This window comes from Amycolatopsis sp. NPDC101161, from assembly GCF_044768185.1.
GTDB lineage: Bacteria > Actinomycetota > Actinomycetes > Mycobacteriales > Pseudonocardiaceae > Amycolatopsis.
Genome location: NZ_JBIWPI010000002.1, coordinates 1595822 through 1622752, shown reverse-complemented (window position 1 = coordinate 1622752; position 26931 = coordinate 1595822). Strand labels below are relative to the sequence as shown.

The following is a 26931-nucleotide window of genomic DNA, read 5'->3' as shown; positions in this document are numbered from 1 at the left end:
GACTTTCTCCCGGAGTTTCAGCGGCGGCGGACCAGGCGTCGCAAGACGGCGGCCTTCACGGCGAGGGCGAGGACCAGCGCGGCGAACCCGCCGACCGGCCCGAGGGCGGGGACGAGCAGCGCAGCCGCGACGGCGGTGGCGGCCAGCGAGAGGACGGCGGTGCCGGACGTCAGCGTCAGCACCTTGCTGTTGGTGTTTTCGATGAGGAAGCCCGCGTACAGCCCGATCGCGTACAACGCGGTTTCGGCGAGGACGAGCAGCCCGAGGACGACGTAGGCGTCTTCGGCGGTGAGCAGGCCGCGGGTCCCGGGGATGGCGAGACCCGCGGCCAGCAGCACGACGACCGCGATACCCGCGCGTTCGACCAGCGCGAGCAGGCCGACGGCCCGGGCGCGGCCGGCCGCCGCGCCGGTGCCGCGCATCCGCCGCGACGCCGCCGGCTGGTGCAGCTTGAGCTGGTAGTACAGCAGCGAGCAGACCGCGCTCGACGCCAGCAGCGCCAGGTAGAACGGGCCGCTGTCGGTGGTCCGGCCGGACAGCGCGAGCACCGCGAACACGACCGAGGTCGAGATGACGTCGAGCAGCTCGGTCAGCCCGAGCAGCACCGTGCTGCGGCCGAACGCGGGCAGCAGCCGGTGCCCCGGCACCCCGCCGCCGCTCAGCCACGGCTTCGGCAGCAGGGCCACCGACGCACCGAGGATCACGAGGATCCCGCCGAGCAGCAACGCCAAGTGCGTCTCGGGAGACCAGCGGACCGCCCACGTCACGCACGTGACGGCACCGACGACGACCGCGCCCGCGGTGAACGCGAGAGCGTCCAAAGTGGACTTATCGCGCAGCCGGTGCAGACCGGACACGGTCATCAGCAGCCCGCCGGAGATCGACCAGGCCGCCGCGGTCAGGTACAGCGCGGCGGCCGAGCGCGGGGCCACCACCAGCGCGACGGCCGTCGCGGCCAGCACCGCCAGCACCGGCACCGCGGCGATCCGGACCGCGAGCGCCGCGACGGCGTCCCGGGTCCGGCGCAGCCGCGGCAGGCTCTTCAACGCGGACTTCTCCGCCGCGGCCGGCACGAAGTTCAGCCAGGTCATCAGGCCCAGCGCGTTCGCGAACCTTCCGTAGTCGCGGGCGCCCCAAGCGGTGATCAGCACCAGCCCCATCAGCTGGACCGCCAGCCGGAAGGCGCCGCGGCCGGCGAGCAGCCGCAGCACCACCGCCGGCCGCGGCGGAGCCGCGACCGGCGGGGCGGCAGACGGCGCGGTCACGGCAGGGGTACCGCCATGTCCTGGTCGTGCAGCAGGAACTTCAGCGTGCCGCGGACGGCGTTCTCGCGCGAGAGCAGCTCCGGCACCGAGCCGGCGGTGAGCACGACGTAGCCGAGCTTGTGCCCGGCCTGCTCGTAGGGCCGGACGAACGAACCCTCGTCGGCGAACAGGTGCAGCCCGACCAGGCCCGGCATCGCGCGGACGTCGTCGGCACCGTCCACCCGGGACAGGTGGCCGCCGCGGTCGGACGCGAGGATGTGCACCAGCGTCGGCTTCGGCTCGTGCAGGTCCAGCCGCACCTCGTCGCCGGTGGCGGCGGCGATCCCGGCACCGATCAGGTCGGCGCCGTGGCAGTGCGCGATCGCCTCGGCGAGCCCGTTGCCGCCCATCCGGGCACCCATCTCGACCAGGTACAGGCGCCCGTCCCGGCCCAGGACGGCGTCCAGCGTCAGCGGTCCGGTCCGATAGCCGAGCTCGGTGCAGATCAGGTCGAGGGCCTCGATCAGGCCGAGCTCGACGTCGGCCGGGAGCTCGCCGGGCAGCAGGTGCGACGACGTCACGAAGAACGGCGGCGGCGTGAGCACGCGTTCGGTGACGGCGTGGAAGACGATCCGGCCCTCGACGGCCAGCGCCTCGATGGTGAAGTGCGAGCCGTCGAGGTGTTCCTCCACCACCAGCCGGCCGGACGGCGAGAACGCGAGCGACTCGGTGAACGCCTTGGTCAGCAGGCCGGGCCCGGCGCACGAGACGACCCCGCGGCTGCCGGAGGAGTCGACCGGCTTGACGAGCGCGGGGAACCGCAGCTGCTGGGCGGCGTGCACGAGCTCGGGACCCGGACGGCCGTCCACGCTGCGGTAGCTCGGCAGTCCCAGGTGGTCGCACAGGGCGCGGAAGACGGACTTGTCCGTCGACGCGCGGACCGCGTACTCGGGCAGCGGGTCCGGCATGCCCCAGTGCCGGGTGAGCCACGCCAAGGCGGGCAGGCCGACGTCGCTGGCGGGGCACAGCACGCCGGCGAGGTCGCGGCGGCCCTCCAGCGCCGCCGCGATCTGCTCCGGCGCCCGGACGCTGACCTGCAGGAACTCGTCGGCGTAGGCCACCGCCGGCGCGCCGGGCCGGACGTCCACGCAGATCGTGCGGAACCCCAGCTCCCGCGCCCGCTCGTAGGTGCTGACCGAACCGTCCGCGCCCCCCAGGACCACCAGGGTTCTCGCGGGGTCCTTCTTCGAACTCGTCACGCTGAAACGCCTTTCCCCAGATGCACATCGATGAGCCGGGGACCCGCGGGGTCCACCGGGGTGAAGAGCCGGTCCTCGGCGTCGACGACGACGTTCGCCTCCCGGACGTAGAACTGCCGCGGCCGCGGCTGCCCGGCGCCGACCACGACGAGGTAGCGCACGGTCAGCGACGCCACCAGCAGCAGCACCGCGAGCAGCGCGAACAGCAGCGTGGCCGTGACACCGGCGCCGAGCAGGCCGAAGGCCGCCGCGCCACCGGCGAGCACCGCGATCCCCGCGGCCAGCAGGGCCGTCGCGGACGCCGCCGTCGTGAGCCGCCGGGTGAACCCGACGAAGAGCTCGATGGCGTGCGAAGCCAGGAACCCGAAGCCCACTTTGGACTCACCGCGCTCCCGCGCCCGGTGGGCGACCTGGACGCACGTGTAGCGGCTGGTCAGCCGGGGCACGGTGGCCAGGAAGTACGGCGTGCCGAGCCGCAGGTCCACGATCTTGCGGGCCAGCTCCGCGCGGACCAGCCGGAACGCCGTGGCGCCCGGCGGGATCTCGATGCGCAGCACCCGCCGGCCGAGGAAGTGGAAGGCCGCGGTGCCCCAGCGCCGCGGCAGCGGGTCCTGGCGGTTGGTGCGGACGCCGAAGACGGCGTCGTTGCCCTGCTCGGCCGCCGCGATCAGCTTCTCCGCCTCGGCCGCGGGGAACTGCTGGTCGGCGTCGACGTGCAGGATCCACGGCTGCGACGCATAGCGGTAGCCGGCCGAGAAAGCGGCCTCGAAACCGAAGTTCCGCGAAAAGGACAGGTACCGCACGCGCGGGTCGGCCGCCGCGAGCTTGCGGATCTCCTCCAGTGTCCCGTCGACGCTCCCGTCGTCGACGAAGAACAATTCCAGTGAAAGGTGACCGAGTTCGTTGGTTATTTCCCGATAGGACGGTCCGATGTTGTCGACTTCGTTGAAGCACGGGATGACTACGGTCAGTCCACTTTGGGCAGGCCCCGGGAAAGGGGCGGTCATCTCCGGCGCCAGGCGGGCAGTGGCGCTTTCGTGGCCGAACGGTCACGGACAGTGTGAAAAGCGATCATGAATCCCCCAGTCGGATCCGGTAAGTCCGCTTGCCGATATGCGGTGTTGCGGAGTTATAAGCAGACGGATCGTTGTTGTGCGACGGCAGGACTACGAATTCCTCCGTTCAGACCCAGACCAAAGTAGTAACCCATCCGGCATTCGGGGTGTCCTGACGGCGAAGTCCTTCCCCACACAGCGTCGATGACGCAGACTCCCCGGCCATGTGGAATCTGGGGGCGGGGGTCGTTTGGCGCGCGGCTTACGCACGGGCGGTGCGCTCGGCGTTCGCGACGGTGCCGTTCTACCGGGAGCGCTGGGCGCTCGACGGCCGGGAAGACCCGGTGCTGGTGCCCGGGCGCACCGGGACGAACGGCGGCGCGGCACCCCTCGCGGAAGCGGTGCACCAGCTGGTCGACCTCGTGCCGCTCGCCGGCGGCGCGCAGCGGACGGAGCCCGCGCGCGGGCTCGGCCGGGTGCTGCGGACGGCCCGCCGGCCGGGGCCCGGCGACCTCGTCGTCCTGCTGGGACCGGACGACCTGCGGCCGCCCGCCGACCTGCCGAAGGGCGTGCGGGGCTGCGTCGCCGACCCGGACGCGCCGGGCCCGTCGGTGCTGCGCGAGGTGACGGCCGTGCTGGACCGCGGGCACCGCGTGTTCGCCGTCGGCGACGACAAGGCGATCGCCGCGTTCGCCGGGGATCCCCGCGTCGAGGCCGTGCCGCAGCGCGAACTCGATTCACTGGACGCCGGCCCCTACGGCGTGCTGCGCGACCCGGTGCTCGGGTACCTCGGCGCGTTCGGCGACTGCGGGCGGTGGCACCTCGACTGGCCGCACGTCTACGCGCGGAAAACCGCCGGCGGCCTCGCGTTCACGCTGCTCCGGCAGGCATCCCCGCGGTTCGTCGACGTCATCCCGGCCGGCGGGGTGCGCGGCGAGATCGCGCCGTGCCCGCGGCACGGCAGCCCGGTCGTCCTGGCATGAGGTTCGAGGTCCGCGATCCCCGGGCCGACCCGGCCCCCGCGGGCTGGGCGGCGTTCGCCCAAGCCGCGCGCGTGCACCCCGTCTGGAGCTACGACGTGATGGCGCTCGAAGCCTGGGGCGCCCGCAACCCGCAGCTGCTGGTCGTCGCCTCCGAGGGCGACGAGCTCGTCGCGGCGATGTCCGTTCTGGTCTGCCGGCCCCGGCTGGCCCCGCGGTTCGCGCCGCGACCCGGTAAGCGCTTGCTGAGACCGTTCTGGGCCGAGGTTTACCAACCGTGGCTGAGCGGCTACCCCGGGGTGGTCTTCGCGCCGGGTTTCCGGGACCGGGCCGCGTTGCTGCGCGCGTTCGAGCGGCAGGCGGCCCGGTTGCTCGGCCCCGGCCTGGTCGCCGTGGTGTACCGGGCGATCGGGGAAGACCTCGCCGGCGGTCTCGAGGGCCGCGGCCGGCTCGTCAAGCGCGTGGACCCGGTGGCCGTGCTCGAGAACCGGTTCGAGTCCGAAGAGGACTGGTTCGCCACGCTGTCGAAGTCCCGCCGCGCCGCGCTGCGGCGGCAACGCCGGCGGCTCGCGGAGGACCCCACCCTGGTGGTGCGGGGCGGCCCGGCCCGCGCCGACCTCGACGGGGCCGAGCTGGCCCGGTTGATCCGGGAGCACCGCGAGCGGTACGGCCGGCTCGCGCTGGACACGCGCACGATGCCGTCGTCGACGTTCCTCGACCGGTTCGTCCGGCGGCCGGACGTGCACACGCTGACCTACCGCGGCACCGACGGGCGGCTGCTCGCGGTGCAGACCCTGCTCGACCACCCGGACGCCCCGGTCCTGCAGCACTGGGCCGCGCTGCCGCCCGGCGCGGGCGGGAAGCGATGGCTGTACTTCGACTCCTACGTCCGCGCGGTCCGCTTCACCGCGCAGCGAGGGGCGATTGAGCTGTCCGCGGGCCGCGGGATGATCGAGCTGAAGGAAGATCTCGGCTTCCGGCCGCGGCCGCTGTACACGGCCGCGGTACCGAGGCCGGTGCTGGGCCGATGAGCGCGCCGACGACGACCGCGGTGTCGCAAGTGGACATCCACGACCCCCGGACCGGCCCGCGGCCGGAGGGGTGGACCGAGTTCCGGGCCCGGTGTCTGCCGCCGGTGTGGGACTACGAGCTGCTGCGCCGGGAGGCGTGGCTGGCGAAGAACCCGCCGGTGCTCGCCGTCGTCCGCGCGGGCGGCCGGATCGCGGGCGCGTTCGCGGTGATGGTGTGCCGGGGCTGGGGCGGGCGGGCCTTCGGGCCGGTGTCCGGCGGCCGGCTGCGGCCGCGCTGGGCCGAGGTCTACCTCCCGCTGTTGAGCGGTTACCCGGCCTGCGTCTTCGACGAGGAGTTCACCGATCGGCGCGCGGCGATCCGGGAGTTCGAACGCGCGCTACGGGCGTACGTCGGCCCGGGCCTGCTCGGCGTGGTCTACCGCGCGATGGACCCCGGGTTGGTCCCCGCGCTCGGCGGCCGCGGCCGGATGACGCGGGAGATCGACCCCGCCGCGGTGCTGGTGAACCGCTACTCCACTGTGGACGAATGGGCGGCGACGCTCGCCCCGGACGTCCGCCGGTACCTGAACCCGGACGTCGCCACCGAAGCGGCCTTCGGGCGCACCGACCTCGACCCGCACGAACTGGCCGTGCTGCTCAACGCCCACCGCGCGCGGCAGGACGACCGCGCGTGGGCCGGCGGGCAGCGGTCGCGGATCGGCGGCCTGCACCTGGACACCCGCAGCCCGGTCGCCCCCGCGTACCTCGACGCGCTCGTCCGCCGGCCGGACGTGCTGACCCGCACCTACCGCGACGGAACCGGCCGGCTGCTCGGCTTCAACACGATGATCGACCACGAAACGGGGTGCGCGGTGCACCACTGGGCGGCGCTCCCGAGCGCGGCCGGGGGCCGGAAGGGGCTCTATGTCGACTGTTACGCCCGGTGCGTGGCGCACATGATCGCCGAGGGACGGCCCGAGCTGACCGCGGGCCGCGCGATGCTGCCGGAGAAGACGGCGCTGGGCTTCGGCACGCGGAGCCTGTTCTCGGTGGCCGTGCCGAGGCCGGTGCTGGGCCGATGACCTGGTCGATCCGGGTGCTCGACCCGCGCACCGATCCCGAGCCGGCCGGCTGGGCCGCGTTCCTCGAAGCCCAGCAGGCCCCGCTGACCTGGGACTACGGCCTGCTGTGCACGGAGTCGCGGCCGTCGCGCAGCCCGTACCTGCTGACCGTGGTCACCGACGGCGCGGACATCGTCGCCGCGGTGCTCGCCATGGTCTGCCGGCCGACGTCGTCGTCCGCGCCCGGCCCGGTCGACGGTCCGGCCCGGTGGGGTCCGCGCTGGCTGGAGGTCCAGCACGCGTGGTTGTCGGCGTACCCGGCGTGGCTGTTCGCCGAAGGGCTCGACGTCGCCGCACGCCGCGAGATCCTGCGCCGGTTCGAACGCGCGGCCTGCCGGCGCACCGGCCCCGGCTGCCTCGGCGTGGTGTACCGCGCGATCCCGCCGGACGACGCCGGGCTGGTGTCCGGGCGCGGCCGGCTCGTCCGAGAGATCAACCCGACCTTGGTGCTGGAGAACACCTTCGGCGACCTCGACGATTGGCTGGCGTCGTTGAGCCGCAACCGGCGCTCGAGCCTGCGCGGCCAGATCCGCAAGATCGCCGCCGACCCCGGGCTCGTCGTCCGCGCCGGGACGGCCCGCGACGACCTCGACCCGGCGGAGCTGGCGGCGATGCTGCGCGCCCACCGCGAGACGAAGGGCCCGGTGAAGTTCGACCAGCGCGGCCCGGTCACCGCCGAGTACCTCGGCGAGCTCGTCGGGCGCCCCGACGTCGTCACCACGACCTACCACGACGACGGCGGCCGCCTGCTCGCGTTCACCGACCTGCTCGACCACCCGGTGATGCCGCTGCACCAGCACTGGGCCGCGCTGCCGCCGGGGGACGGCCGGCCGAAGCACCTCTACTTCGACGTCGTCGTGCGGGGAGTGCGGCACATGATCGAGAACAACCGGAAGTTCCTTTCGCTGGGCCGCGGGGTCACCGACCTCAAGACGTCGCTGGGGTTCACGCCGAGCCCGATGCTCGGCGTCGTCGTGCCGAGGCCGGTGACGCGGTGGTGATCGACGTGCTCGACCCGCGTCACGACGCGGAACCGGCGTACTGGACGGCGTTGCGCGAGCGCGCCGGCCTGCGGGCCGACTGGAGCTGGGAGGTGCTCGCGACCCAGGCGTGGGCCGCGCGGACCCCGCAGCCGGTGACCGTGCTGCGCGAGGGAACCGACCTCCGCGGGGTCGTCAGCGCCGCCTGGGTGACCGGCCGGACGCGGCGGCACCGGTTCGCCGGGAGCGGCCGCGGCCGGTTCGGCGGCCTCGACGTCCGCGGGCCCGGCGCGGGTTCGCAGCCGGGCTGGTGGTTCGCGGACGCGGGCGAAGACGGCGGCGTCCGGCGGCTGCTGGAGTCCTACGTCCCGGCGATGCGCGCCGAGCTCGGCCGCGGGTTCCGCGGGCTGCTCGTCCGGCAGGTCGGCGAGCCGGGCGTGCCCGCCGTCGACGGCCGGTTCCGGCTGGTGCGGCGGACCGAGGACGTCGCGGTGCTCGACGTCGCGCGGTTCGGTTCCCGCGACGACTGGATGAACTCGCTGGCCCGCAAGCGGAAGCAGAACCTGCGCAAGATCTTCCGCACCTTCGACGCCGACCCGTCGGTCGAGGTGCGCTTCCGGCCGGGGAAGGAGGCCGACCCGGTCGCCGTCGCCGAGGTGCTGCGGCACAACGAGCGCAAGCACCACGACGTCCCGATCGTGCCGCTGCCGCACTTCACCGGCTACCTCAAGGCGCTGCTGCGGCAGCCGGACGTGTGGGTGATCGAGTACCACGACACCCGGACCGGCCGGCTGCTCGCGCTCGCGACCCTGCTCGACCACCCGGACCTCCCGATCGCCCGGCACTGGGGCGCCCTGTCGCCGGAGGCGGGAGGACGGCCGAACCTGTACTTCCACTTCTACGGCGAGGCGGTCCGCTGGGCGATCGCGACCGGGCGGCCGTCGGTGGTGTTCGGCAAGAAGATGACGGAGATGAAGGCGACCCTCGGCGCGCGGCTCGTCCCGCAGTACGCGGCGGCGGTGCCGGTGCTAGCTTCGCGACGTCCCGTCTAGCACCCAGGAGCCGCCATGCCGATGATCAGCGTTGCCATGTTCCCCGGCCGCACACCGGCCCAGAAGAGCGCGTTGGTCCGGGAGCTGACGGACGCGTTCATCCGCACCTGCGGCGGCAAGCCCGAGGGCGTCCAGGTGACACTGGTCGAGGTCGGCGCCGACCACTGGGCCACCGGCGGCGTCCTGCACTCCGAACGCTGACCCGCCGGGAGGCCGTCCGGCCTCCCGGCGAGTGCGTCAGCGCAGGCCGAGGGCCCGCAGCGCGAAGTGGACCTCGATCGACGTCTGCTTGATCGTCTCCGCGATCACCAGCGAGCCGTGGCCCGCGTCGTAGCGGTAGAACTCGTGGTGCAGGTCGCGGCCGCCGAGGCGGTCGAGGTAGTTCTCGATCTGGCGGATCGGGCAGCGCGGGTCGTTGTCGCCGGCCAGCACGAGCACCGGTGCCGTCACGGCGTCGACGTACGTCAGCGGCGAGCACTCCCGGTACACCGCCGGCACGTCTTCCGGCGAGCCGCCGAACAGAGCACGGTCGAACGAGCGCAGCTGCTCCATCTCGTCCTCGTACGCGGCGACGTAGTCGGCCACCGGCACCCCGGCGACGCCCGCCGCCCACCGCGTCGGCTGCGTGCCGAGCGCGAGCAGCGACAGGTAGCCGCCCCACGAAGCGCCGTTCACGACGCACTTGGCCGGGTCACTGAGTCCACTTTGGATGGCCCAGTCGTGCACCGCGGCTACGTCCTCGAGCTCGGTCAGCCCGGGCCGGCCCTCGATGGCGTCGCGCCAGGCCGAGCCGTAGCCGGTCGACCCGCGGTAGTTGACCTCGACCACCGCGAACCCGGCGTCGAGCCAGGTCGCACGGTAGGCGGAGAAGCGGTCCTCGTCGGCCGAGTGCGGGCCGCCGTGCAGCGAGAACACCGTCGGCAGCGGGCCCTCCGGCGCGTTCGACGGCCGCGAGACCAGCGCGTGGATCCGGCCGCCGACGCCTTCGACGAACGCGTCGGTCACCGGCTCCGACCCCGGCGCGCGCTCGCCCGGCGGCTCGAGCAGCACCGAGTCGGTGCCGTCGGCCGCGCGCGCCCGGACCGCGGCCGGCTCGGCGGCGCTGGACCACGAGTACTCGACCGTCCCGTCCGGACGGACGCCGGCGCCGCCGATGCGCCCGGCCGGCGTGTCCACAGAGGACAGTTCGGCCGTGTCGAGGTCGTAGCGGTACAACGAGCTGCGGCCTTCGTGGAAGTGGACGACGAGCAGGGCCCGCGCGTCCGGGTACCAGCCGGCGACGACTTCGCCGGGCAGATCGAGCTCGATCTCGGTCTCGCTGTCGGCCCGGACGTCCCAGACGAGCAGCTCTTCGCGGCCCCGGCGCTCGTGCAGCACCAGCAGGCGCTGGTCGCCGGGCAGCGGCGAGAACTCGAGGGCGGTCAGGCCCTTGCCCTCGCCGTCCCACTTGTCCGCGACGGTCCCGAACCCGTCGGTGGCGAGCACCCGCAGGGCGGGGTGGCGCGAGTCGCCGTGCTCGGAGTGGGAGATCGCGATCAGGCTCTCGTCGCGGGACATCGACGCGATGCCGGCGTCGTCCGCGTGGCTGTAGAAGCGCTGCGTCTCGCCGCCGATCCGGGCGAACAGCTCGCTGCCGTCGTCGGTCGAGACGCCGACCGCGACGAGTTTCGCGCCGATCTCGAGGCCGGCGGGGTAGCCGTCGTGGACGTCGGGCACGGCCTTCTCGGGTTCGCTGCCCTCGGTCGCGGCGAAGGGCTCGCGCACCCAGGAGCCGAACTCGTCGCCGTCGGTGTCGTCGAACCACCAGATCCATTCGCCGTCCGGGGACGGCGTCGCGTGCAGGGTGCCGTTCGGCCGGTCGGTGACGCGGCGGTGCTCGCCGGTCGCGCGGTTCCAGGCGTAGACCTCCCAGACACCGCTGGAGTTGGAGACGTAGATGTTGGCGTCGGGGGCGTCGCGGGCCCACTCGGGCGTCGAGATGCGCGGCGCGTGGAAGCGGGCGCGCCAGCGGTTCTCGGCTTCGGCGTCGTCGAACAGCCGGTCCGGGACCACCGCGGGCGGATATTGGTTCGCTGACTGCGTGCTCACCCCTCGATCCTGCCACCTTCTGGCCGTACTGTGTGCGGGGTGCTGGAGGGTTACGCGCCGGGCTACGGGCGAGACGCGGTTTCGATGATGTCCGCGCGCACGGCGGCGGAGCGCGCGACGTTCGCCCAGCCGCTGTTCGCACCGGGGATGTGGGTCGTCGACCTCGGCTGCGGCCCGGGTTCGATCACGCTCGGCCTCGCCGCGGAGTCCCGGATGACGGGCGTCGACCTCGACGCGGGGCAGATCGCGATGGCCCGCGACCTCGCGCGCCGGGCCGGCCGGTCCACAGTGGACTTCCTGGTGGCGTCGGCCTACGACCTGCCGTTCGCGTCCGGCAGTGTGGACGTGGCGTTTTCCCACGCGTTGTTCGAGCACCTGTCCCGTCCGCTGGACGCTTTGGCGGAACTGCGCCGGGTGCTGAAGCCGGGCGGCCGGCTCGCTTTGTCCACATCGGACTGGAGCAAGGCGAGGCTGCGCCCGAAGACGGCGAACGTCGACGCGGCGCTGAGAGGGCACTACCTGCTGCGCCGCCAGGCGGGCGGCAACCCGTTCGCCGGCCGGGTGATCGCCGACCAGTGCGTCACGGCGGGGTTCACGGAGGTGGTGTCGAGAGCCCGCTACCGCTCGGACATGAGCTACCGCGACCTGGCGAAGTACGTGGAGTCGCGGCTGGAGGCGGCGCTCGAGGAGGAGGGGCGCGACCGCGACCAGCTGGCGAGCGCGGCGCGGTCGGCCTGGGTGTGGACCCGCGGCGGCGACGGTGATTTCAGCCAGTGCTGGGTCGAGGTGACGGCGACCCGCTGAAACCAGAAGAGCCGGTGTCCGAAGACACCGGCTCTTACTCGTCGGGGTGGCGGGATTCGAACCCACGACCTCCTCGACCCGAACGAGGCACGCTACCAAGCTGCGCCACACCCCGAGGTACTGCTTAACGGGTCGTGGAGAAGTCTAGCGGACGGTGTCGCGGGCTTTTCGGGGGGCCGTCTTTCGCGACTTCGGCGACCCCGACCCGCGCGGGACCAGGGTCAACAAGCTGGCCTCGGGCGGGCACGCGAACCTGGCCGGCGCCCACGGCGACGTCCCCAAGCCGGCCGAAACGTGCAGCCACATGTGCGCTCCCCAGCGCGAGGCGCCGCGGGCCCGGGTGCGATCCAGCTCACAGTTCGTGACCAAAGCGCCGTAACCCGGGAGCCGGAGCTGGCCGCCGTGGGTGTGGCCCGCGAGGACCAGGTCGTAACCGTCCGTGGCGAACGTGTCGAGGACCCGCGGCTCCGGCGAGTGCGTCACGCCGATGCGGACCGCCGCGCCGCTGTCGGCCGGGCCCGCGATGTCGGTGTAGCGGTCGCGGCGCAGGTGGGGGTCGTCGACGCCGGCCGCGAACACCGCCTGGCCGCCGACGTCGATCGTGCGGCGGACGTGCGTCAGGTCCGTCCAGCCGTGCTCGACGAACGCCGCGCGCAGGTCGCGCCACGGCAGCTGGACGCCGTGGATGCGCTTCTTCTTGCCCTTCGGCATCAGGTACCGGGCCGGGTTCTTGGGCTTGGGCGCGTAGTAGTCGTTGCTGCCGAAGACGAACAGGCCGGGCCGGTCGAGCAGCGGGCCCAGCGCGCGCAGCACGGACGGGACCGCCGTCCGGTGCGAGAGGTTGTCGCCGGTGTTGACGACGAGGTCCGGGTTCAGCTCGTCCAGCGCGGCGACCCAGCGCTGCTTGCTGCGGTGGCCGGGCAGCATGTGCAGGTCGGAGACGTGCAGGATCGTGAAGGGCCGGGACCCGGGCGCCAGCACCGGCAGCTCGGCGGTGCGCAGGGTCCAGTGGCGCCGTTCGATGCCGACGGCGTAACCGAGGGTCGCGACGCCGAGCGCCACCGTCCCCGCGGCGAGGCGCTTCACGGTCGCCCCCGACGTGCTTGTGTTACTGAGCGTGCTCACGAAGTCCAGGATACGTGCTCAACAGTTGGATGACTTCGCCGCCGTTCCGGGGAACCTGACGCTTAGCATTTGCGTCGGCCCGAACAAGGGACGGAAGAGCCGGGGGGCTTGGGGAGAACGATGGAGCAGTTCGGGCCGTACCGGATCGAAGGCCTGCTCGGCCGCGGCGGCATGGGCGAGGTCCACCGCGCCTACGACACCGCGCACGACCGCGTCGTCGCTCTGAAGCTGCTGTCCGGGCCGAACGCGGACGACGAGGCCTTCCGCGCGCGGTTCCGCCGCGAGTCGCAGATCGTCGCGCGGCTGCGGGAACCGCACGTGATCCCGATCCACGCCTACGGCGAGATCGACGGCCGCCTGTACCTCGACATGCGGCTCGTCGAAGGCAAGGACCTGAAGGAACTGCTGGAAGACGGCCCGCTCGAGCCCGCGCGGGCCGCCGGGATCGTCGAGCAGGTCGCGGGCGCGCTCGACGCCGCCCACGAGGACGGGCTGGTGCACCGGGACGTCAAGCCGTCCAACGTGCTGGTGACGAGCGCGGACTTCGTGTACCTAGTGGACTTCGGCATCGCGCGGTCGATGACCGCCGAGGGGACGTCGATCACCGGCACCGGCAACGTGATCGGCACGCTCGACTACATGGCGCCCGAACGCTTCGGCGACGCGCCGATCACCGGGCTCGTCGACGTCTACGCGCTCGCGTGCGTGTTCTTCGAGTGCCTCACCGGGCGGCGCCCGTTCCCGGCGGAGGGCGCGGCCGCGCAGATGGGCGCGCACCTGAACGCGCCGCCGCCGGTGCTGTCGCAGGAGCGCCCCGGGCTGCCGCCGGCGCTGGACGCGGTGGTGGCGCGCGGGATGGCGAAGAACCCCGCCGACCGCTACCCGACGGCGCGGGCGTTCGCCGACGCCGCGCGCGCGGCGGTGACCGCGCCGGCCGCCCCGCTGCCGACGTGGCAGAAAACCTTGCCGGGCCCGGTGACCCCGCCGCCGACCCTGGCCGCGCCGCCGCCCACCTTCTCCGGGCCGATCCCGCAGCAGCACGCGGTGCCCGCCCCGATGACCCCGCCGCGCCCGATGCCGGCCACGCCCTACGCGGGCCCGCCGACCGGTTCGTACCCCGGTCCGCGGCCGTTCACCGGACCGTCGGGCAAGCTCGCGCCGGCCGCGGGCGGGCCGGCGAAGTCCCAGCGGAGCCGGTGGATCGCGTTGTGCGCCGCGCTGGCGGGCGTCGTCGTGGTCGCGCTGCTGATCACGTACCTGGTGACCAAGGACCAGACGACGCAGACGGGCGGCCCGCGGACGCCGGTGACGGTCGAACCCCCGACGTCGTCGACGCCGGCGCCCGAAAGCTCGACGGGGAAGTCGAGCCCGCCACCGTCCACTTCGGACTCGAAACCGGCACCCGACGGCAAGCTGTTCGACGCGCTTCCCGCGGTCTACAAGCAGTACACGTGCGTGCCGGCGGCGGCACCGCCCGGCGCGGCCGCGGCGGCCGAGTGCACGGACTCGAACGTGGGCGACGTCAAGATCGGCAACGTGGTCTTCCGGCAGCCGACCGGAGCGAGGTTCCTGCGCTTCGCGGACGCGGCGGCGATGGACGCGTTCTTCCAGGACATCGTGAAGACCCAGGGCTTGACCCGCAACGACGCCCAGGGCGCGTGCCGGCCGGACAAGTACCCGAAGATCTGGGGGACGTACTACCGCGCGGCGAACCCGATCCCGGGCGAGTACCTGACGTGCTTCCTCGGCGACCCGGCCCAGCTGGTGTGGACGGAGAAGAAGAACCTGGTGGCGGGGATCCTCCTGTCCACCAAGGTGACGGACAACGACCAGCTGGACCAGCTCTACCAGTGGTGGAACACCGAGATCCTGTCGGACATGCCGCAGAACTGAAGGAGGGCCCGCGGTTCCCCGCGGGCCCTCCGACCGAGCTACCGGGCGCCGCCGCCCATGTACCGCGGGTCAGGTTGTGGCAAGTCCACCACCGGCTGGCCCTCCATGATGTTCTTCATCGCGCCGAACCACGTGCGGGCCGGTGCCTTGCCGCCGAAGATGTTGCCCCCGCCGCCGCAGACGCGGACGTTGCCCGGGCCGGCGTCGCAGATACCGCCCTGGCCGCCGCCGAACTTGAACGTCATCGCCGCGCCCGCGAGCTGCGGCGTGCCGCCGACGAACGCCGCCGAGACGTTGCCCTGCGTCGTGCCCGTCTTGCCGATGGTCGGGCGGTTCCAGCCGACGTCCGCGGCGGCCTTGGCCGACGTGCCGCCCGGCTGGTCGTCCTTGCTCATGCCGACGGCGAGGGTGTTCGCCAAGCCCTCGGGCACGGCCTGCTCGCACGGCGCTTCCTTGATCGGCACCGGCTGGCCGTTGCGGTCGGTCACCCCGGCGATCGGGGTCGGCGGGCACCAGACCCCGCCGGACAGGAGCGTCGCGGCGACGTTGCCCATCTCCAGGCCGCTAACCGGGCTGAACCCGAGCGTGAACGCGCCGAGGCCCGGGCCGTTCGCGGTGGGGCCGTACGCCTCCGCCTGGCTCTGGTTCTTGCCCTTGACGTTCGGGTCGACGGGGCCACCGCCGGTGTTGCTCGCCATCGTCTCGCGCAGGCCGAGCCGCTTGGCCATGTCGATGGCCGGTCCGGTGCTGCCGAGCTTGTCCTCCAACGCCACGAACGTGGTGTTCGGGGACGTCGCCAACGCCGTCTGGAGCGTCGCGTTCGCGCCGACGCGGCTGTAGTCACCCGCGTTGCCGACGCAGTACCAGTACGTGGCGGGTTTCCCGGTCGGCGTGGTGCTGCACCCGCCCTTGCCGGTCGAGAAGATGTGCGACGTGTAGGAGTCCGGCATGTCGACGGGCGAGTAGATCCCCGCGATGCCCTTGTCGAGGACCGCGGCCGACGTGAAGATCTTGAACGTCGACCCCGCACCGCCGGTGTTGTAGACGCCCGCGGGTAGCGCGTACGTCGTCTGCCCGGCGTCCTGGTCCTGGCCGTAGTCCCGGTTCGCGGCCAGCGCGACCACCTCGTGCCGGTCCTTGCCCGGTCTGATCAAGGACAACGTGTTCGCCACGTACTTCTGGGTCTTGTCGACCTGCGCCTCCGCCGAGACCTTCGCCTCGTGGTTGGCCCGCTCGTCCAGCGTGCTCTTGATCGTGTAGCCGCCGGTGTAGAGCTGGTCCTTGGTCATCCCGCCGGCCTTGAGCAGGTAGTCCTCGACGTACTGGCAGAAGAACCCGGACTCCGGGCCCGCGCCGATGCAGTTGGCCGCCGGCTTCTTCGGGCTGTCCGGGACGACGCCGAGCGGCTCGCCCTTGAAGCGGTCGGCGTCGGCCTTGGCCAGCTTCTTGTTCTCCACCATCCGGTCGAGCACCAGGTTGCGGCGCGCGGTCGCCTTGTCCGGGTGCTTCCACGGGTCGTTGTTGATCGGGTTGTTCACCAGCCCGGCCAGCAACGCGGCCTGCGGCACGGTCAGCTTCTCCGGGGTGGTGTCGAAGTACGCGTGCGCGGCGGCGCCGATCCCGTAGATCTGGCGGGAGAACTCGACGATGTTCAGGTAGCCCGCGAGGATCTGCTGCTTCGTCAGCTTCGTCTCGAGCTGGATCGCGATCCGCGCTTCCTTGAGCTTGCGGGCGATCGACTGCTCCTGGGCCTTCTTCTGGCCGATCGGGTCGTTCCGGTAGACGACGTTGATCAGGTAGTTCTTGGTGTACTGCTGGGTCAGCGTCGACGCGCCCTGCGTGTCCGCGCCGGCGCTGTTGCTGACGGCCGCGCGCAGGGTGCCCTGCCAGTCGACGCCGTGGTGCTCGTAGAACCGCTTGTCCTCGACCGAGACCAGGGCCCACTTCATGGCCTCGTTGATCTGGTCCGGGGTGATCGGGAGCCGGTACTGGTCGTACAGGGTCGCGATCGGCTTGCCGGTGCTGTCGGTGACCGTCGTCACCAGCGGCGGCGGGATGTCGGCGAGGTCCGACGACGTCTTCTCGACCGTCTCGCTGGCCTGGTTGGACATGACACCGGCAGCCCCCACGACGGGGAAGAGCATGCCGGCGACGAGCACCCCCGCGAGCAGACAGAGGCCGATGAGCTTGAACAAACCATCCGCTTTTCGCACGAGGGCCAGGCTACCCGGAGCGGGTCAGGCGCCGGTGACGCCGTGTCTCCGAGGGTGTGAAATCAGTGACAAAACCGACCCCCTTCGGTGACATCTGGTAACGGAAGGCATTCTAGGTCTTGGCGGGGGGAACCGACGGCCCCTACAGTCCGTCAACGTCTCACGAAGAAAAGCCGTCGGATGGATCAACGCGGGTGGGAGCTCGCGTGGTCCGAACGGCGGCGCCGGCACCGGGGAGGTGCCCGGAACCGACGTGAGCAGAGGGAGACACGCTCGCGGGGGCAGGGAGCGCAGTGCCTTTCCCCGCTGGTGCGTCGATCACCAGGGTAGGGAGCTGGGGGTATGGAAACCAACCAGTCGAGCTGGCGAATCAACGCGTCCTGCCGGGACGCCGACCCGGACGGCCTGTTCGTCCGGGGCGCGGAGCAGAACCGGGCCAAGGCGGTCTGCATGGGCTGCCCGGTCCGGACGGAATGCCTCGCCGAAGCACTCGACGGCCGGATCAACTTCGGCGTGTGGGGAGGCATGACCGAGCGGGAGCGGCGGGCGTTGCTGCGCCGCCGCCCCGACGTGGTGAGCTGGGCTGACCTGCTCGAAGCGGCCAAGAGGGACGCGGAGGAGCGGGTCGAAGTCGGCTGAAGCCGGGGCGGGTGGGCGCGGCCCTGCCGCCGCGTCCCCCGCGCCGCTCAGCCGGCCAGCTTGACGCCGATGTCGCGCAGACCCTCGAGGTCGTGCACGTCACCGGCCAGCGCGGGCACCCGGGCCAGGGCCACCTCGGGGTGCGCCCGGGTGAACCGCGCGAGCAGCCGCTCTTCGCGAGCCGCGAGGTCGACGCGGTCCGCGTGCAGCCGCAGCACCGCCTCGGCCAGCGGCGCGTTCGTGTCGCCGTCCTGCAGGGACTCCGCCGCCGCGCGCGCCTCCGCGCCCGACAGCTTCGCGAGCACCGGGTGCGTCCGGTTCGCGATCAGCCCCGCCAGCGGCATCGACTCCGACGAGAGCCGCTCCACGAAGTAGGACGCCTCGCGCAGCGCGTCCGGCTCCGGCGCGGCCACCACCAGGAACGACGTCCCGGACGAGCGCAGCAGCTCCGCCGTCTTGCGGGCGCGCTCGCGGAAGCCGCCGAACATGCTGTCGAACGCCTGCATGAACGCGGACGCGTCGGTCAGCAGCTGGCCGCCGATGATCGTCGACACGGCCTTGGCGAACATCGAGAAGCCCGCGTTGACGACCTTGCGCAGGCCCCAGCCGCCGGCCTTCGCCGGGCCCGTCAGCAGGCGGATCATCCGGCCGTCCAACGCGGACGACAGCCGCGTCGGCGCGTCCAGGAAGTCCAAGGCGGACCGGCTCGGCGGCGTGTCGACGATGATCAGGTCCCAGTCGCCGGTGGCCGCGAGCTGGCCCAGCTTCTCCATCGCCATGTACTCCTGCGTGCCGGAGAACGACGTGGAAATGGTCTGGTAGAAGGGGTTCTTCAGCAGCTGTTCGGCGCGTTCCGGGCCGGCGTGCACGCGCACCATGTCGTCGAACGTGCGGCGCATGTCGAGCATCATCGCCCACAGCTCGCCCTTGGGCTCGAACCCTTCGACCTGCACCTGCTTCGGGTGGTTGCCGAGTTCGCGCAAGCCGAGCGCCTGGGCGAGCCGGCGCGCGGGGTCGATGGTCAGCACCACCGTCTGCCGGCCGCGCTCGGCCGCACGCAGCGCCAGCGCCGCCGCGGTGGTCGTCTTGCCGACGCCGCCGGAGCCGCAGCAGACGATCACGCGGCTCTCCGGGTCGTCGAGCAGCGCGTCGATGTCGATGGTGGTCACAACCGCACCCCCTGGTCGGTCAGGGCCTCGGCCAGGTCGTAGAGGGCGGCGACGTCGACGCCGTCGGTCAGGTCCGGCAGCTCCAGGGTCGGCAGGTCGGCCTCGGCGAGCTGCTCGCGCGCCCGCTGCTCGGCCGCGACGCGCACGGCGTGCTCGACGGTCTCGTCGACCAGCGCGTCCAGGGTCTCCTGCGGCAGCTTCAGCCCGGCCGACGCCAGCCCGGTCCGGACGCGGGAGGCGTCGACGCGCCCGTCCGCGGCGGCGGTCACCGAACGGGCGGGCAGCCGCGGCGGCCGGACCCGGTTGACCAGCACCGCGCCCGGGCGCAGGTCGGCGCCGTCCAGCTCGGCCACGGCCTCGACGGTCTCGCGGACCGGCATCTCCTCCAGCAGCGTGGCCAGGTGGATCACCGTCTCGCCGGAGTGCAGCAGCCGCACGACCCCCTCGGCCTGGCCGCGGATCGGGCCGGTCTTCGCGAGGTCGGTGAGGGCCTTGGTGACGTCGAGGAACTTGACGACCCGGCCGGTCGGCGGCGAGTCGACGACGACGGCGTCGTAGGTGTGCCGCCCGTCGGACTCGGTCCGGCCGACGCACTCCTTGATCTTTCCGGTGAGCAGGACGTCCCGCAGGCCCGGCGCGAGCGTGGTCGCGAACTCGATCGCGCCCATCCGCCGCAGCGTCCGGCCGGCGAAGCCCAGGTTGTAGAACATCTCGAAGTACTCGAGCAGCGCGGCTTCGACGTCGATGTGCAGCGCGCGCAGCTCGCCCCCGCCGGGGACGGCGGCGATGCGCTGCTCGGCGTAGGGCAGCGGCTCGGTGTCGAAGAGCTGGGCGATGCCCTGGCGGCCCTCGACCTCGATGAGCAGCACCCGGCGGCCTTCGCGGGCGAGCGCGAGGCCGAGCGCCGCGGCGAGCGTCGTCTTGCCGGTCCCGCCCTTGCCGGTGACGAAGTGCAGCCGGGCGCGGGCAAGCTCGTCGGTCCAGCCGGCATGGGGAGTGGTCACTTCTTCACCCTAAATCAGCTCTCAGCTGGCCAGCAGCATGACGCTGACCGCAGCGGCGACCGCCGCGACCAGCACCCAGGCCACGAGCCCGGGCAGCACCGTGAGGGTGAGCACGCCCACCACGACCAGCAGCGTGAAGGTGATCACGCCGCCGAGCGCGACCTGCCCGGAGCTTTGCGTCCGGTCGCGCACCTTCGCCATCACGACGAGCACCAGGGGCAGCCCGGCCGCCGCGAGCAGCGCCGTCGCGATCACGCGCCACGTTTCCACGAGCCCACGCTAGCGGCGTGAGATGGACCACACCCCGGCGCGTCGCGCGCGTTAACCCGGCGGTGGCCCCCGCCGGTCTTGCCCGCTTGGCTACGCTCCCGTTCCATGAGCGCCAGCAAGTGGGAGTACGCGACCGTCCCCCTCCTGATCCACGCGACGAAGCAGATCCTCGACCAGTGGGGCGAGGACGGCTGGGAACTGGTCACCGTGCTGCCGAACCCGACGGGCGAACAGCACGTCGCGTACCTCAAGCGTCCGAAGGGCTGATCCGCGTGAGCTGGAGCGAACGGCTGAAGGAGCTCGGCATCGAGCTGCCCGGCGTGGCGGCCCCGTTGGCCGCCTACGTGCCCGCCGTCCAGAGCGGCAACCACGTCTACACCTCCGGCCAGCTGCCCTTCGTCGACGGCGTGCTCGCCGCGACCGGCAAGGTCGGCGCGGAGATCAGCCCCGAAGAGGCGAAGGGCCACGCCCGCACGTCGGCGCTCAACGCGCTCGCGGCCGTGCACGCCTTGGTGGGCATTGACAACGTCACGCGGATCGTCAAGGTTGTCGGCTTCGTGGCTTCCGCGGAGGGCTTCACCGGCCAGCCGGCGGTCGTCAACGGCGCGTCCGAGCTGCTCGGCGAGGTCTTCGGCGACGCGGGCATCCACGCCCGCTCGGCCGTCGGCGTCGCGGAGCTGCCCATCGGGTCGCCGGTGGAGGTCGAACTGATCGTGGAGGTGCAGTGATGGACCCGGACATCGAGCAGTCCACCCACGAGCTGCTGCTCCGGCTGGCCGGGCGGCTGCCCGACCAGCTGCTGTGGCGGTTCCGCGACTGGCTCGGCGAGGGCGCCATGGGCACGCTCGCCCGGACCCTGCCGAGGTCTTTGCTTAAGCACAGGATTGACCTCGACCAGACGGAGTACCGCCTGCTCGTAGCCGGTCTCATCCCGCACGGCGCCGACTGGCACCAGGTCAGTTCGACGCTGGGGGTAGACGACGTTGCCGAGAACCGGTACACATTCACGGCGAGTGCGCCCGAATGGGTTAACTCGGTCGACTCCGTGTCCGTGTTGATCCACGCAACGTTGCGAGGGCGCCCGGACGTGGGGGAAGTGCGGCAGAGCTGGCGACACGTCGGTGTGGTCGGGCAGGGCACGGCCAAGCGCGTCCTGCTGATCACCGCGCTGAACGGTCTGCCGAGGTTGACCGGCGAGCTGCAGCGGGTGCTGCGCGTCTTGGGCGACGAAGAGCCCAGCGTCGAGGTCATCCCGTCGCGCTTCGACCTGCCGGAGTACCACCGGGCCGCGCTGGCCGATTCGGAACTGGTCTGCGTGGGCGCGGTGACGGGGAACCGGCTAGTAGCCGCATAACGCTCGCCCGCCAGCGAGCTGGGAGGGAGCAAGGCAATGGTGGAGGTCCACGACGGCCCGCCCATGGACGGGTTCTCGGTGCCCCTGCGCCTGCACAACCTGTTGCTGGCCCTGGCGGGCCGGATCGACGACAGCGCGCTCACCGAAGCGCGTGAGCTGATCGCCCGGGCCCACATCGACGAGGCGGTCGAGCTGACCACCGGCACGCTCATCGCGGGCCGGATCCCGGTCAGCTCCGCCGAGCAGCGCGAGCTCGCGCTCGTCCTCGAGATGAGCCGGTCGGACGCGACGCTGGCGAACGACCTGCTGGTCGACGAGGCCGAGCCGATCAACGCGCACCGGTTCACCGGCGAGAACTCCCCGGAGTTCGGCATCGCCGAGGCGCTCGACCGGACGCTGCAGGTGCTGCCGGACGTCCGGTCGGTGCACGCGGTGTGGCGCAACACGCCGGCCGGCAGCGTGCCGGGCGCGCTGCCGCAGCGCGTGGTGCTCGTGGAGCTGGGGCCGGAGGGCAACCCGCCGGCCGTCGCGTTCCGCGTCGACACGGCGCTGCGCCGGGCCGGGATCCACTCCGTCGTCGAGGTCAGCGGCCCCGGCGTCGCGCACTCGGAGTACCACCAGGCCGCCGCGGCGGCCGCGTCACCGGCGTGGGTGACCGGGAACACGACGTCGTCCGCCTCGGCGTACCGGCCGTCCGAGCCGGTCAAGCCGCCGGCCGTGGTGAAGGCCGAGCCGGTCGCGGAGTCGTCGGGCAGCCGGCACAGCATCCGGTCGAGCACCGCGACGACGACCCCGCCGGAGCCGGTGGCCCCGGTGGTGCCGATCGTGTCGCCGCCGCCCGCCCCGGAGCCGCCGCGCCAGTCGCGGGCGGACCGGTCGTCCGACCGGACGGAGACGCGGGCGGAGCGCACCGCCGACCTGACGCCGGCCGAGGTCGCGCAGCTGCGGCAGGCGCTGGCCGAGGACCCGGAGAAGGGCCGCGAGATCGCCGCGGGCAAGCCGTCGATGCACGAGGTCGTCGAGCTGCCCGCGCTGGACCTGGACGACCCGAGCCTGAGCGAGCGCGACCGGGCGTTGCTGCGCGAGCTGCACGCCGAGCTGGCCGAGCGCGAGCGGGCCGAGGCGGCGAAGATGCGGCTCAACGGCGCTTCCCGCTCCGGCGGCGACCAGCGCGGCTGGACCGCCCCCTAGGTCGATCTTCGGCGAAGGCGGAGCTTTCCCGTGAAGGCTCCGCCTTTGTCGTGTCCGGCGTGCCACAACTGCGCGACGGGGCGTCGGGGTCCGGAGGTATGTTTCCCGGGTGGAGCAGCCAACGGAGTTCGTCTTCGACATCCCGGTGGGAGCCGGCGTCGCCACGCGGGCCAACGCCGACGGCCCGCCGGCCACGCCGAAGGACGCGGCCACCGTGATCCTGGTCCGGGACGGCGCCGACGGCGTCGAGATCTTCCTGCAGCACCGGGTCAAGGGCATGCCGTTCGCGGGCGGGATGACCGTCTTCCCCGGCGGGGGGGTCGACAAGCGCGACGCCGACGCGTCGGTGGCGTGGGCCGGTCCGGAGCCGTCGTGGTGGGCCGCGCGGTTCAGCTGTGACGACGCGCTCGCGCGGGCGCTGACCTGCGCGGCGGTGCGCGAGACGTTCGAGGAGTCCGGCGTGCTGCTCGCGGGCAGCGCCGACGCCGTCCTCACCGACGTCACGCCGTACGCGGCCGCCCGCCAGGCCCTGGAGACGCGGGAGGTGTCGCTGGCGGCCTTCCTCGCCGACGCGGGCCTGACCCTGCGAGCCGACTTGCTGCGCCCGTGGGCGCACTGGATCACGCCCGAGCAGGAGCCGCGCCGGTACGACACCCGCTTCTACGTCGCGAAGCTGCCGGACGGGCAGCAGGCCGACGGCGCCACGTCGGAGGCGTCGAGCTCCGGCTGGCAGCGTCCCGAGGACGCGATCGCCGACGCGCGCGAAGGCCGCCGGATGCTGATGCCGCCGACCTGGCTGACGCTGAGCGAGCTGGCGAAGTTCGCGACCGCCGACGACATCCTGAACGAGCAGCGCGAGATCGTCCGCATCGCGCCGACGCTCATCCGGGAGAACGACCACGTCCGCGTCGTGCTGGAGAAGCGATGAGCGCCCCCGCGTACGGCGTGCTGCGCCAGGTGTCCGAGACGGCGTCGGTGCTGCTGGAGAACAACCCGTCGTCGATGACGCTCGAAGGCACCAACAGCTGGGTGCTGCGGGCGACGCCGTCGAGCCCGGCCGTGGTCGTCGACCCGGGCTACCGCGACCTCGAGCACCTCGAACTGCTCGCCGCGGTCGGGTCGGTGGAGCTCGTCCTGCTGACCCACTTCCACCCCGACCACGCCGAGGGCGCGCCGTGGTTCGCCGAGCGCGTCGGCGCGCCGGTGCGGGCGTTCGACCCGTCGCTGTGCCTCGGCGCTTCGTCCTTTGTGGACGGTGAGGTGATCTCGGCGGGCGGCCTCGCTCTCCGGGTCCTGCACACGCCGGGGCACACGGACGACTCGGTGTCGCTGGTGCTCGACGGCCAGGTGCTGACCGGCGACACGATCCTCGGCCGCGGCACGACCGTGCTGCACGACCTCGGCGACTACCTGCGCTCGCTGCGGAAGCTGATCGAGCTGCCGGCGGGCACGCTGGGGCTGCCCGGGCACGGTCCGGAGCTCCCCGATCTGGCCGCGACCGCCGGCGAATACCTCGCCCACCGGGAACAGCGGCTGGACCAGGTGCGTTCGGCATTGAAGACGCTGGGGGCGGACGCCACCCCGCGCCAGGTCGTCGAAGTCGTGTACGCCGACGTCGACCGGGTGCTGTGGGCGCCGGCCGAGCTGAGCGTGCAAGCGCAATTGGACTACTTGCGGTCGGAGGAGCAGGGATGAGCAACGTCGAGGTCGAGTTCTACTGGCGCCCGGGGTGCGGGTTCTGCGCGGCGCTGGACCGCCCGATGTCGCGCAGTGGCTTCAACATCCGCAAGATCAACATCTGGGAGGACCCGGCCGCCGCCGCGCGCGTGCGAGAGGTCGCGAACGGCAACGAGACCGTGCCGACCGTTATCGTCGGGTCGACCGCGATGGTCAACCCGTCCTTCGCCGAGGTCGAAGCCGCGGTCAAGGCAGCTTCGGCGAGCTGAGCGCACCGGGCAGCGAGCCGCCTCGCTACCGGGGCAGCATCGGCATGAGGTAGTACGTCAGCTCCACCTCCCCGGGCTCCGCCGACTTCAGGATGCATGCCCGCATCCCCGGCTGGATCGACAGCTCCACCCGCTCGCCCGCGAACGCCTGCAACGCGTCGAGCAGGTACCGAGCCTGGAACGACGGCGACGTCCGGCCGCCGCTGACGTCGGCCTTCAGCGTCTCCTCCGCCTCGCCCGCGTCCTGGCGGGCGCTCGCCAGGCGGACCTGCGTGTCGCCGACCTCCACCGTCAGCACTCGCCGGTCCTCCGCGTACACCCCGACCCTGCGGACCGCCGCCGCCAGGGCGTCCGCACTCAAAGACACCCTCGTGTCGACCGCGGAGGACGGGATCGAGTCCTCCGACAGGAAGCCCGCGTCGAGGACCGCCGTTCCCACCAGGCCGCCCGGCCAGCTCAGCCCGAACCGGCCCGGGCCCGCGTGCAGGCCGACCGTGCCCCTAGCCTGGCGTGCCGCCTCGGTCAGCAGCGTGGCCGGGACCAGGACGTCCAACGAGCCCGGGGAAAGCAGCGGCAGCCGGGCCACCGCCATCCGGTAGCGATCCGACGCCGTCAGCGTCAGCCGGTCGTCCGCCTGCAGCCGGACGCCGGTGAACAGCGGGAGTGGGTCGTCCTTCGACGCCGTTCCCGCGACGATCCGCAGGGCCGAGGCGAACGCCAAACCGTCCACTTCGGACACTGGGGACAGCTCGAGGACCGGCGGGCCGGCCTCGGTGGACAGCAGCGGCAATGCGAAGCGGGCGTTGTCGACCCGCAGGGCCAAGCGGCTGCCTTCGACGGCCAAGCGCACCAACTCGGAGTCGAGCATCTTCAACGTCTCGGCCAGCGGCGCCGCGGGCACGGCGACCGAACCGTGCGTGTGCGCGGTCGCCGGGCAGTCGAACCGGACGGCGAGGTCCGGGTCGTTGCCGGCGACCGTCAGCCCGGCCGCGTCCGCCCGCAGCCGCAGCCCGGCGCGGGCGGGCAGCAGCCGCGAAGCGGCGGAAACGGCCGCCGAGAGGCGGTGGGCAGGCGCGGTGACGTCCATTCCCGCAAGCTAGCGGCGACCACCGACAAAAACGCCGCGCACGGCCGTTGACCTGCGGAAATGCTTACCGGGCGCTGACCAGCTCCGGAGCCGCGGGGGCCGGCTGAGGTTCCCGGACCGTCCCCCGCAGCAGCCAAACGAGCAGAGCGAGCACCAGCCCGGCCACGCTCGCCGTCAAGAACGCCGCCGACGGTCCGGCGTGCTCGACGACGTACCCGCTGACCGACTGCCCGGCGGCCAGCCCCAGCGTCACCGCCGTCAGCACCCAGCCGAACGCCTCCGCCGCGGTTCCGGACGGCGCGACCAGCTCGATCGCCGACGAGTGCGCCGTCGACTGGGGCGTGATCAACGCGCCCGCCAGCAGCATCATCAGCGCCAGGCCCCACAGCGACGACGGCCACGCGAGCAACGCCACCAGTGCCCCGAAGCCGCCGAGCAACGCCGGCAGCCGCAGACCCATCCGGCGCGGCCACGGGCGCAGGCTGTACGCCACGCCGAACGCCACCGAGCTCAGCGACCACGCCGAGAGCAGCAACCCGCCGAACGAAGGCGCGCCGGCTTCGGTCGCCGACGCCGGGACCGCCACCTCGACGAACCCGATCACCACGCCGAACCCGAGCGCCGCCAGCGCCAGCGTCCGCATGCCCGGGCTGGCCAGCGCGCCCAGCATCGAGCCGGACGAAACCGAGGACGGACCCCACGCCCGCACCGCCGGGCTCAGCGCGAACAGCACCGCGCCGGTGAACTGCACCGCGACGCCCAGCACCAGGCCGGTGCCCGCCCACGGGGCCAGCACCAGCAGCCCGGCGACACCGGGACCGAGGATGAAGAAGACCTCCATGCTGATCGCCTCGTACGAGAACGCCGCGTTGCGCGCGCCGCCCGGGGGCAGCAGCCGCGTCCACAGGGCGCGCGACGCCGAGCCGACCATCGGCTCCGACAGCCCGGTCGCCGCGGCGAACGCCACCAGCACCGTCGTCGGGGCGTGCGACTCGATGGCCGTCACCAGGGCGGTCATGGACAGCGCGAGCAGGGCCGCGACGACGAGCAGCGGCCGCGTCGGGCCGAACCGGTCGATCAGCCTGCCCTGGATCACCGCGCCCACGGAGACGCCGACGAGCGAGCCGGCCGAGACCAGCCCGGCGGCGGCGAAGGACCCGGTCTCGCGCTGGACGTAGAGCAGGGCCGAGATGCCGATCATGGCGATCGGCAGGCGCGCGAGCACGGACGCGACGGCGGGCCACCGGGCGGCGCGGGTCGTCAGCGCGCCGCGGTAGTCGGCCAGAGACGTACGACCTTCGGAGTGGGACACGCGTACTAGTGTGCCGCAGAGTGGTACGCGAGTACCAGTTATTTTACGGTCAGCTGCGTCACCAGGTCTCGATCGGGTAACACTGACGATATTCTCCGTGAACTCGTGCAACGAAACGACCGGGACGGCGTCCTT

27 protein-coding genes and 1 tRNA gene are annotated in these 26931 nt (G+C 72.7%); 16 read left to right on the top strand and 12 right to left on the bottom strand.

The genetic code is table 11. The features are described from left to right. Positions 1-17: 17 nt before the first annotated feature. Genes ACIRSS_RS18990 through ACIRSS_RS18980 form a run of 3 tightly spaced genes read right to left on the bottom strand, consistent with a single transcriptional unit; the run spans position 18 to position 3510 of the window. On the bottom strand, positions 18-1265 hold the full coding sequence (locus ACIRSS_RS18990; RefSeq protein WP_400896435.1) for a hypothetical protein: 1248 nt from the start codon (positions 1263-1265) through the stop codon (positions 18-20). Beyond that, positions 1262-2503 carry an ATP-grasp domain-containing protein gene (locus tag ACIRSS_RS18985; protein ID WP_400896433.1) on the bottom strand — a complete coding sequence of 414 codons (1242 nt, stop codon included), beginning with the start codon at positions 2501-2503 and terminating at the stop codon, positions 1262-1264. The genes ACIRSS_RS18990 and ACIRSS_RS18985 overlap by 4 nt, the downstream gene beginning before the upstream one ends. Then, entirely contained in the window at positions 2500-3510 is a 1011-nt protein-coding gene (locus ACIRSS_RS18980) for a glycosyltransferase family 2 protein (RefSeq protein ID WP_400896431.1), read from the bottom strand. The genes ACIRSS_RS18985 and ACIRSS_RS18980 overlap by 4 nt, the downstream gene beginning before the upstream one ends. A 323-nt stretch (positions 3511-3833) precedes the next feature. Between ACIRSS_RS18980 and ACIRSS_RS18975 the strand changes: the two genes are divergently transcribed. The 6 genes from ACIRSS_RS18975 to ACIRSS_RS18950 are packed head-to-tail and all read left to right on the top strand — an operon-like array spanning position 3834 to position 8902. Then, positions 3834-4541: a hypothetical protein gene (locus tag ACIRSS_RS18975; RefSeq protein ID WP_400897556.1), complete on the top strand. Its 708-nt coding sequence runs from the start codon at positions 3834-3836 to the stop codon at positions 4539-4541. Then, positions 4538-5569: a GNAT family N-acetyltransferase gene (locus ACIRSS_RS18970; RefSeq protein WP_400896429.1), complete on the top strand. Its 1032-nt coding sequence runs from the start codon at positions 4538-4540 to the stop codon at positions 5567-5569. The genes ACIRSS_RS18975 and ACIRSS_RS18970 overlap by 4 nt, the downstream gene beginning before the upstream one ends. Continuing rightward, positions 5566-6630 carry a hypothetical protein gene (locus ACIRSS_RS18965; RefSeq protein WP_400896428.1) on the top strand — a complete coding sequence of 355 codons (1065 nt, stop codon included), beginning with the start codon at positions 5566-5568 and terminating at the stop codon, positions 6628-6630. The genes ACIRSS_RS18970 and ACIRSS_RS18965 overlap by 4 nt, the downstream gene beginning before the upstream one ends. Continuing rightward, complete coding sequence (locus ACIRSS_RS18960) at positions 6627-7670, top strand: GNAT family N-acetyltransferase (RefSeq protein ID WP_400896427.1); 1044 nt, start codon at positions 6627-6629, stop codon at positions 7668-7670. Before ACIRSS_RS18965 ends, ACIRSS_RS18960 begins: the two co-directional genes overlap by 4 nt. After that, positions 7664-8701 (top strand): GNAT family N-acetyltransferase, encoded by a 1038-nt coding sequence (locus tag ACIRSS_RS18955; protein ID WP_400896426.1) that lies wholly within the window; start codon positions 7664-7666, stop codon positions 8699-8701. Before ACIRSS_RS18960 ends, ACIRSS_RS18955 begins: the two co-directional genes overlap by 7 nt. A gap of 15 nt (positions 8702-8716) precedes the next feature. After that, the gene (locus ACIRSS_RS18950; protein ID WP_013230573.1) at positions 8717-8902 is read left to right on the top strand and encodes a tautomerase family protein; all 186 of its coding nucleotides are present in this window, start codon (positions 8717-8719) and stop codon (positions 8900-8902) included. Positions 8903-8938: 36 nt separating this feature from the next. Here ACIRSS_RS18950 and ACIRSS_RS18945 read toward each other — a convergent pair whose 3' ends face one another. Continuing rightward, complete coding sequence (locus ACIRSS_RS18945; protein ID WP_400896425.1) at positions 8939-10789, bottom strand: prolyl oligopeptidase family serine peptidase; 1851 nt, start codon at positions 10787-10789, stop codon at positions 8939-8941. 39 nt (positions 10790-10828) lie between these two features. Here ACIRSS_RS18945 and ACIRSS_RS18940 point away from each other — a divergent pair, with 39 nt between their 5' ends. After that, on the top strand, positions 10829-11593 hold the full coding sequence (locus tag ACIRSS_RS18940) for a class I SAM-dependent methyltransferase (RefSeq protein WP_400896424.1): 765 nt from the start codon (positions 10829-10831) through the stop codon (positions 11591-11593). A 41-nt stretch (positions 11594-11634) separates the two neighbouring features. Here the strand turns inward: ACIRSS_RS18940 and ACIRSS_RS18935 are convergent. Both ACIRSS_RS18935 and ACIRSS_RS18930 read right to left on the bottom strand, forming a co-directional pair. Next, a tRNA-Pro gene (locus tag ACIRSS_RS18935) sits at positions 11635-11708 on the bottom strand. 29 nt (positions 11709-11737) lie between these two features. After that, positions 11738-12679: a metallophosphoesterase gene (locus ACIRSS_RS18930; protein ID WP_400897554.1), complete on the bottom strand. Its 942-nt coding sequence runs from the start codon at positions 12677-12679 to the stop codon at positions 11738-11740. A 159-nt stretch (positions 12680-12838) separates the two neighbouring features. Between ACIRSS_RS18930 and ACIRSS_RS18925 the strand changes: the two genes are divergently transcribed. Next, positions 12839-14611, top strand: a complete 1773-nt coding sequence (locus ACIRSS_RS18925; RefSeq protein ID WP_400896423.1) for a serine/threonine-protein kinase — start codon at positions 12839-12841, stop codon at positions 14609-14611. Positions 14612-14649: 38 nt separating this feature from the next. Here the strand turns inward: ACIRSS_RS18925 and ACIRSS_RS18920 are convergent, their stop codons facing one another. Continuing rightward, positions 14650-16824 (bottom strand): transglycosylase domain-containing protein, encoded by a 2175-nt coding sequence (locus ACIRSS_RS18920; RefSeq protein WP_400896422.1) that lies wholly within the window; start codon positions 16822-16824, stop codon positions 14650-14652. A gap of 342 nt (positions 16825-17166) precedes the next feature. Between ACIRSS_RS18920 and ACIRSS_RS18915 the strand changes: the two genes are divergently transcribed. Continuing rightward, positions 17167-17463: a WhiB family transcriptional regulator gene (locus tag ACIRSS_RS18915; protein ID WP_329054225.1), complete on the top strand. Its 297-nt coding sequence runs from the start codon at positions 17167-17169 to the stop codon at positions 17461-17463. A 47-nt stretch (positions 17464-17510) separates the two neighbouring features. Here the strand turns inward: ACIRSS_RS18915 and ACIRSS_RS18910 are convergent, their stop codons facing one another. Genes ACIRSS_RS18910 through ACIRSS_RS18900 form a run of 3 tightly spaced genes read right to left on the bottom strand, consistent with a single transcriptional unit; the run spans position 17511 to position 19906 of the window. Then, a complete protein-coding gene (locus ACIRSS_RS18910) occupies positions 17511-18632 on the bottom strand; it encodes an ArsA family ATPase (RefSeq protein WP_400896421.1) in 1122 nt (373 codons plus the stop codon). Then, entirely contained in the window at positions 18629-19636 is a 1008-nt protein-coding gene (locus ACIRSS_RS18905) for an ArsA-related P-loop ATPase (protein ID WP_400896420.1), read from the bottom strand. The genes ACIRSS_RS18910 and ACIRSS_RS18905 overlap by 4 nt, the downstream gene beginning before the upstream one ends. 21 nt (positions 19637-19657) lie before the next feature. Then, positions 19658-19906 (bottom strand): hypothetical protein, encoded by a 249-nt coding sequence (locus ACIRSS_RS18900; RefSeq protein ID WP_400896418.1) that lies wholly within the window; start codon positions 19904-19906, stop codon positions 19658-19660. 105 nt (positions 19907-20011) lie between these two features. Here ACIRSS_RS18900 and ACIRSS_RS18895 point away from each other — a divergent pair, with 105 nt between their 5' ends. The 7 genes from ACIRSS_RS18895 (at position 20012) to ACIRSS_RS18865 (ending at position 24397) form a co-directional block, all read left to right on the top strand. Further along, positions 20012-20173 (top strand): hypothetical protein, encoded by a 162-nt coding sequence (locus ACIRSS_RS18895; RefSeq protein ID WP_400896416.1) that lies wholly within the window; start codon positions 20012-20014, stop codon positions 20171-20173. 5 nt (positions 20174-20178) lie between these two features. Next, complete coding sequence (locus tag ACIRSS_RS18890) at positions 20179-20634, top strand: RidA family protein (protein ID WP_364465571.1); 456 nt, start codon at positions 20179-20181, stop codon at positions 20632-20634. Further along, on the top strand, positions 20634-21260 hold the full coding sequence (locus ACIRSS_RS18885) for a hypothetical protein (RefSeq protein ID WP_400896414.1): 627 nt from the start codon (positions 20634-20636) through the stop codon (positions 21258-21260). The genes ACIRSS_RS18890 and ACIRSS_RS18885 overlap by 1 nt, the downstream gene beginning before the upstream one ends. Positions 21261-21296: 36 nt before the next feature. After that, a complete protein-coding gene (locus tag ACIRSS_RS18880) occupies positions 21297-22451 on the top strand; it encodes a hypothetical protein (protein WP_400896412.1) in 1155 nt (384 codons plus the stop codon). A gap of 109 nt (positions 22452-22560) precedes the next feature. Then, on the top strand, positions 22561-23379 hold the full coding sequence (locus tag ACIRSS_RS18875) for an NUDIX hydrolase (RefSeq protein WP_400896410.1): 819 nt from the start codon (positions 22561-22563) through the stop codon (positions 23377-23379). Next, positions 23376-24146, top strand: a complete 771-nt coding sequence (locus ACIRSS_RS18870) for an MBL fold metallo-hydrolase (protein ID WP_400896408.1) — start codon at positions 23376-23378, stop codon at positions 24144-24146. Before ACIRSS_RS18875 ends, ACIRSS_RS18870 begins: the two co-directional genes overlap by 4 nt. Beyond that, positions 24143-24397 carry a glutaredoxin domain-containing protein gene (locus ACIRSS_RS18865; RefSeq protein WP_400896406.1) on the top strand — a complete coding sequence of 85 codons (255 nt, stop codon included), beginning with the start codon at positions 24143-24145 and terminating at the stop codon, positions 24395-24397. Before ACIRSS_RS18870 ends, ACIRSS_RS18865 begins: the two co-directional genes overlap by 4 nt. A gap of 25 nt (positions 24398-24422) precedes the next feature. Here the strand turns inward: ACIRSS_RS18865 and ACIRSS_RS18860 are convergent, their stop codons facing one another. Further along, a complete protein-coding gene (locus ACIRSS_RS18860; RefSeq protein WP_400896404.1) occupies positions 24423-25484 on the bottom strand; it encodes a DNA polymerase III subunit beta in 1062 nt (353 codons plus the stop codon). A gap of 64 nt (positions 25485-25548) precedes the next feature. Next, complete coding sequence (locus tag ACIRSS_RS18855) at positions 25549-26796, bottom strand: MFS transporter (protein WP_400896402.1); 1248 nt, start codon at positions 26794-26796, stop codon at positions 25549-25551. Positions 26797-26931: the final 135 nt, after the last annotated feature.

Coding starts and splice junctions, on each gene's coding strand:
- ACIRSS_RS18960 (WP_400896427.1), top strand. CDS start 6,627: ATGACCTGGTCGATCCGGGTGCTCGACCCGCGCACCGATCCCGAGCCG.
- ACIRSS_RS18895 (WP_400896416.1), top strand. CDS start 20,012: ATGAGCGCCAGCAAGTGGGAGTACGCGACCGTCCCCCTCCTGATCCAC.
- ACIRSS_RS18915 (WP_329054225.1), top strand. CDS start 17,167: ATGGAAACCAACCAGTCGAGCTGGCGAATCAACGCGTCCTGCCGGGAC.
- ACIRSS_RS18965 (WP_400896428.1), top strand. CDS start 5,566: ATGAGCGCGCCGACGACGACCGCGGTGTCGCAAGTGGACATCCACGAC.
- ACIRSS_RS18885 (WP_400896414.1), top strand. CDS start 20,634: ATGGACCCGGACATCGAGCAGTCCACCCACGAGCTGCTGCTCCGGCTG.
- ACIRSS_RS18870 (WP_400896408.1), top strand. CDS start 23,376: ATGAGCGCCCCCGCGTACGGCGTGCTGCGCCAGGTGTCCGAGACGGCG.
- ACIRSS_RS18970 (WP_400896429.1), top strand. CDS start 4,538: ATGAGGTTCGAGGTCCGCGATCCCCGGGCCGACCCGGCCCCCGCGGGC.
- ACIRSS_RS18880 (WP_400896412.1), top strand. CDS start 21,297: ATGGTGGAGGTCCACGACGGCCCGCCCATGGACGGGTTCTCGGTGCCC.
- ACIRSS_RS18980 (WP_400896431.1), bottom strand. CDS start 3,510: ATGACCGCCCCTTTCCCGGGGCCTGCCCAAAGTGGACTGACCGTAGTC.
- ACIRSS_RS18950 (WP_013230573.1), top strand. CDS start 8,717: ATGCCGATGATCAGCGTTGCCATGTTCCCCGGCCGCACACCGGCCCAG.
- ACIRSS_RS18865 (WP_400896406.1), top strand. CDS start 24,143: ATGAGCAACGTCGAGGTCGAGTTCTACTGGCGCCCGGGGTGCGGGTTC.
- ACIRSS_RS18860 (WP_400896404.1), bottom strand. CDS start 25,484: ATGGACGTCACCGCGCCTGCCCACCGCCTCTCGGCGGCCGTTTCCGCC.
- ACIRSS_RS18925 (WP_400896423.1), top strand. CDS start 12,839: ATGGAGCAGTTCGGGCCGTACCGGATCGAAGGCCTGCTCGGCCGCGGC.